Annotated in this window: 1 protein-coding gene; it reads right to left on the bottom strand. The window is 70.7% G+C overall.

All coding sequences use genetic code 11. The annotated features are described in order from the left end of the window. A partial coding sequence (locus tag BFF76_RS32260; protein ID WP_244167272.1) for a type I polyketide synthase occupies positions 1 to 5,684 on the bottom strand: 5,684 nt, incomplete at its 3' end. Positions 5,685 to 5,699: the final 15 nt, after the last annotated feature.

Genomic DNA, 5,699 nt, shown 5'->3' with positions numbered 1-5,699 from the left:
CCCGAAAACACCAGAGCCAGGCGACGGACGCCCGCGGTGACGTCACGCACCACGTTCCCGGCCGGCTCATCGGCGGCAAGGGCTTCGAGGCCCGCCAGGAACTCGGCGCGGTTCTCGCCGAGCACGACGGCGCGGTGTTCCATGGCGGACCGTGCGGAGAGCAGTGACCAGGCGACGTCCGCGTCGGACGCCTCCGCCACGGCTGCGGAGTCCCGCAACCGCGCCGCCTGCCCACGCAGCCCGGCAGCAGAACGCGCGGAAAGCACCCAGGGCACCACGACCCCCGCGGCCTCCACCGACGACTCGACCACGGACGACGGCGCAGAGAGATCCGCGGACCCAACCGGCAGACCGGCCGGCGCCTGCTCCAGAACCACATGCGCATTCGTACCGCTGATACCGAACGAAGAGACCGCAGCCCGACGCGGACGCCCGGTCTCCGGCCACGCACGACTCTCCGTGACCAGCTCCACCGCACCCGACGCCCAGTCCACATACGGCGTCGGCTCATCGACGTGCAACGTCTTCGGCACCACACCGTGCCGCAGGGCGAGCACCATCTTGATGACGCCCGCGACACCCGCCGCGGCCTGGGTGTGACCGAAGTTGGACTTCACCGAGCCGAGCAGCAGCGGATTGTCCTCGGGGCGGTCCTTGCCGTACGTGGCGAGCAGTGCCTGGGCCTCGATCGGGTCGCCGAGCGAGGTTCCGGTCCCGTGCGCCTCGACGGCGTCGATGTCTGCGGTGGTGAGCCCGGCGTTGGCGAGCGCCTGGCGGATGACGCGCTGTTGTGCGGGGCCGCTCGGCGCGGTCAGGCCGTTGGAGGCGCCGTCCTGGTTGAGCGCGGAGCCACGCACCACGGCGAGCACTTCGTGTCCGTTGCGCCGCGCGTCCGACAACCGCTCCACCAGGAGCAGGCCCACACCTTCGGAGAATCCGGTCCCGTCCGCGTCCGCGGAGAACGCCTTGCAGCGGCCGTCCTGGGACAGTCCACGCTGCCTGCTGAAGGAGACGAGGAGTCGAGGGGTGGGCATGACGGCGACGCCACCGGCCACAGCCAGGGTGCACTCTCCCTGCCGCAGCGCCTGCACCGCCTGGTGCAGCGCCACCAGCGACGACGAGCACGCCGTGTCCACCGTCACCGCAGGACCCTCGAACCCGAACGTGTACGAGACACGGCCGGAGGCCACGCTGGCCGCGTTGCCGGTGAGCAGGTGACCGTCGAGACCGTCCTCCGTGGTGAACAGGTCAGTGCTGTAACCGGAAACGGCGCCGCCTATGAAGATGCCGGTCGGGGTGGCGCGCAAGGTGCCGGGGTCGATGCCGGCCCGCTCCAGTGCCTCCCAGGTGGTCTCCAGGAGCAGCCGCTGCTGCGGGTCCATGGCCAGGGCCTCGCGCGGCGAGATCCCGAAGAACTCCGCGTCGAAGTCCGCGACGCCGTCGATGAATCCGGCGGTGCGGGAGTAGGAGGTGCCCACGCGGGCCGGGTCCGGGTCGAACAGGGCGTCCAGATCCCAGCCGCGGTCGGTGGGGTAGTCGCCCATGGCATCGCGTTCGTCGGTGAGCAGCTGCCACAGCTCTTCGGGCGAGCCGACGCCGCCGGGGAAGCGGCAGCTCATACCGATAATGACGATCGGATCGTCGTCGCCGGCAATGACCGGCACGGCGATGGGGGCTGCACGGTCCTGACCGCTTTCGCCCTCGATGCCGAGCCGGATGGCGACCTCGGCCGCGAGAGCGGCGGGAGTGGGATGATCGAAGACCGCGGTCACCGGCAGCCGCAGTCCCGTCGCGGCACCGATCCGGTTACGCAGTTCGACAGCGGTCAGTGAATCGAACCCCACATCCCGGAACGCCCGGTCGGCCTCCACCGCACCAGCAGAGCCGTGGCCCAGAACGAGAGCAGCCTGGGCACGCACCAGCTCCGTCAGCTCACGGTCGCGCTCGGCAGGGGCCAGCGCAGCAAGCCGCTCACGCAACCCGCCGCCACCACCCGCCAGAGTATTGGCAGCCGACCGCTTGACCGTCGTGCGCACCAGAGCACGGAACAACGGCGCCAAGGACCGCTGCTCCCGCAGCGCGGCCGTATCAAGACGAACCGGAACGGTATGCGGGCCGGGGAGGCACACCGCCGCGTCGAAGAGAGCAAGCCCCTCCTCCGTGGCCAGCGGCCGGACACCCACACGACGCATACGGTCGAGGTCAGCGGTCCCCAGCGCACCGGTCATCGCGCTGCGGTCCGCCCACAACCCCCAAGCCAGCGAGTGTGCGGGCAACCCCTGGACACGACGCTCCTGCACAAGGGCGTCGAGGAAGGAATTCGCCGCCGCGTACCCCCCCTGCCCCGGAGAACCGAACACACCGGCCGCCGAGGAGAACAGCACGAACAACGCGAGGTCACGATCACGGGTGAGCTCGTGCAGGTTCCAGGCCCCGTCCACCTTCGGACGAAGGACCGTATCAAGACGCTCAGGCGTCAACGCGGAAACGACTCCGTCGTCCAGAGCCCCGGCGGCATGCACCACACCGCACAGCCCTTCGATCCCGTCCAGGAGCGCACCAAGACCCGCACGGTCCGCAGCATCACAGGCCTCGACGCGCACCGTGGCACCCAACGCCATCAGCTCGGCGGCCAACTCCCCGGCACCCGGGGCATCCCCGCCCCGCCGGCCGGTCAGCACCAGATCCCTCACACCATGCTCAGTGACCAGATGACGGGCCACCGCCGACCCGATGACACCGGTGCCACCCGTCACCAGCACCGTCCCGCCCATCAGTGCGGCCCGCGAGTTCGTCAAAACGACCTTGCCGATGTGCCGCGCCTGACTCATGTGCCGGAAAGCCTGCGGCGCCTGGCGGGTGTCCCACGCGGTGACAGGCAACGGCACAAGCACCCGCCGGGCAAAGAGTTCAGCCAGGTGCGTGAGCATCTCACCGAGCCGCTCCGCGCCCGCCTCACCCAGATCGAAGGCCCGATACCGCACACCGACATGAGCTGCCGCCACCTCACCGGCATCACGGATATCGGCCTTGCCCATCTCCAGGAACCGGCCACCGCGCGGCAGCACCCGCAACGAGGCGTCCACGAACTCCCCAGCCAGGCTGTTGAGAACGACATCGACACCCCGGCCCTCACTGTGGTCCAGGAACCGGTCGGCGAACTCCACGCTACGCGAAGAGGCCAACCGCTCACCGGCGATCCCGGTCCGCCGCACCGTGGACCACTTGGCCTCACTCGCCGTCGCATACACCTCCGCCCCCAGATGCCCGGCCAGCTGAACAGCGGCCATCCCCACCCCACCCGCAGCCGCATGCACCAGCAACGACTCGCCCTCCCGCAACCCGGCGAGATCAACCAACGCGTAATACGCAGTCAAAAACGTCACAGGCACCGACGCCGCCTCAGCGAACGACCACCCGACAGGCATCTCCACAAGCATGCGACTGTCAGCCACCGCCGAAGGACCGGCATACGAACCCGACAACAGGCCCATCACCCGATCACCCACCACGAACCCGGCGACCCCGGGCCCCACCTCGGTCACCACCCCCGCACCCTCACTACCGAACAACGCCTCGGTCTCCGGGGCGGCACCGGCACCGTCGCCACCCGAGAGCCCCGCCGTCTTGGCAACGACACCCAACGCCACCAGCACGTCTCGGAAGTTGACCCCGGTGGCACGGACCGCGACCCGCACCTGGCCCGCGCCGAGAGGCTCGGCGGCCCGCGGGGCGGCCACCAGGCGCAGCCCGTCCAGAGCTCCGCCCGTGTCCAGCTCCACACCCCAGACGTCCGCTTCGGGCAGGGCCAGAGTGTCGGCGCCGGTCGTGGAGACGCGGCCGAGCCGGGGCACAAAGACCGCTCCGGAACGCAGCGCGAGGGCGGACTCGTCAGCGGCCACCGCACCAGCGACCGCGGCGGGCAGGGCCGCGGCGGACGACGGCGCGTCGTCCAGGTCGACCAGCAGGAAACGGCCCGGATGCTCGGAGGACGCCGTGCGGATCAGGCCCTGCACCGCGGCCTGCCCGGGTTCGGGCCGCTCGCCCGGTGCCACGACAGCGCCTGCGCGCGTCACCACCGCGAGGCGTGCCTCTTCCAGCTCCGGGAGACCGAGCCACTCCTGCACGGCGGCGAGTACGGAGGCCAGCTGCGCGCGGACGGCGGCGGGGGTGTCCCCGCCCGTCGTCCGTGGGCAGGGCAGGAGCACGGTCGAGGGCAGGGCACCGCCGCCTCGGACGCTCTCGACGAGCGCTGCGAGGTCCTCGTGACACGGCAGACCGAGCTCCGCCAGACCATCACCCAGGACCACGGCCGAACCGGGAACACCGGCGATGTCACCCGAACTGTCACTCAGCACAGTCCAGTTGACCTCGTACAGCGAATCCACCCCCTGCCGGGAGAGCGTGTCAGCGGTGAGCGGGCGCGAGGTGAGCGTGTCGATGGTGAGCACCGGAAGGCCGGTGCCGTCGGTAAGCCGCACCGCGAGCGAGTCGGCGCCCGTCGGCGTCAGCCGGACCCGTGCCCCGGTGGCACCGCTCGCGTGGAGGCGAACCCCGGCAAAGGAGAACGGCATCATTCGCTCGCCGCCGTCCTCCAGCAACGTCACCAGACCCGTCTGCAGCGCGGCGTCGACGAGGGCGGGGTGCACCCCGAACCGCTCGGCATCCCGCTCTGCGCCCTCCGGCAACGCGACATCGGCGAACAGCTCCTCGCCGCGCCGCCACACCGCACGGATGCCCTGGAAGACCGGACCGTAGCCGTACCCGGTGGCCGCAAGGCGGTCGTAGAAGCCGTCGATGTCCACGGCCTCCGCACCTGCGGGCGGCCAGGCGGCGTCGGCTGCGGCCTGCCCGCCGGTGAGTGCGGCGGGCGCCGCGATCAGCAGCCCCTCGGCGTGGCAGACCCACTCCGCACCGTCGTCCTCCTGGCCTGGCCGCACCGCCCGGGAGTGCAGCCGCACCGCGCGCCGGCCCTGCTCGTCGGGGGCTTCGACGGCGACCTGGATATCGGCCACCGCGTCGCCGCCCGGTATGACCAGCGGGGCCTGCAGAACGAGCTCCTCAAGGAGTTCACAGCCGACACTCTCGCCCGCCCGCAGTATCAGTTCGAGCATGGCGGCCCCGGGCACCAGGACCCGGCCCAGCACCGCGTGACCGGCGAGCCAGGAATGCGTATGCAGGGATATTCGGCCCGTGAAGAGGTGGCCCTCGCCGCTCGCGAGCGCGATACCGGCAGCCAGCAGCGGGTGACCGAGCGCGGAGAGGCCGGCCCCGGACACCTCAGCGGTACCTGCCGCACCGTCCAGCCAGTAGTGCCGACGCTGGAAGGCATACGTGGGCAACCCGACCCGGCATGCACCACTGCCGGCGAACACACCCTGCCACTCCGGCTCCACACCCCGCACCCACAACTCCGCGAGCGAAGTGAGGAAACGCCTGACACCGCCCTCCTCACGCCGCAACGTGCCGACCGCACACACCTCGACACCCATCGCCTCACCGGTCTCCTCCACCGGAGACGTCAGCACCGGATGCGGACTCACCTCCACAAACATGGTGTGACCGTCAGCGATCAGCCCACGAACCGTCTCCTCGAACCGCACCGGCTGCCGCAGATTACGGAACCAGTACTCCGCACCCGCCGCACCAACCTCAAGAACCCGACCCGTCACCGTCGAGTACATCGGCACATCACCCGC

The sequence above is a fragment of the Streptomyces mutomycini genome, assembly GCF_001700505.1.
GTDB lineage: Bacteria > Actinomycetota > Actinomycetes > Streptomycetales > Streptomycetaceae > Streptomyces > Streptomyces mutomycini.
This window is presented reverse-complemented; position numbering and strand designations above follow the sequence as displayed.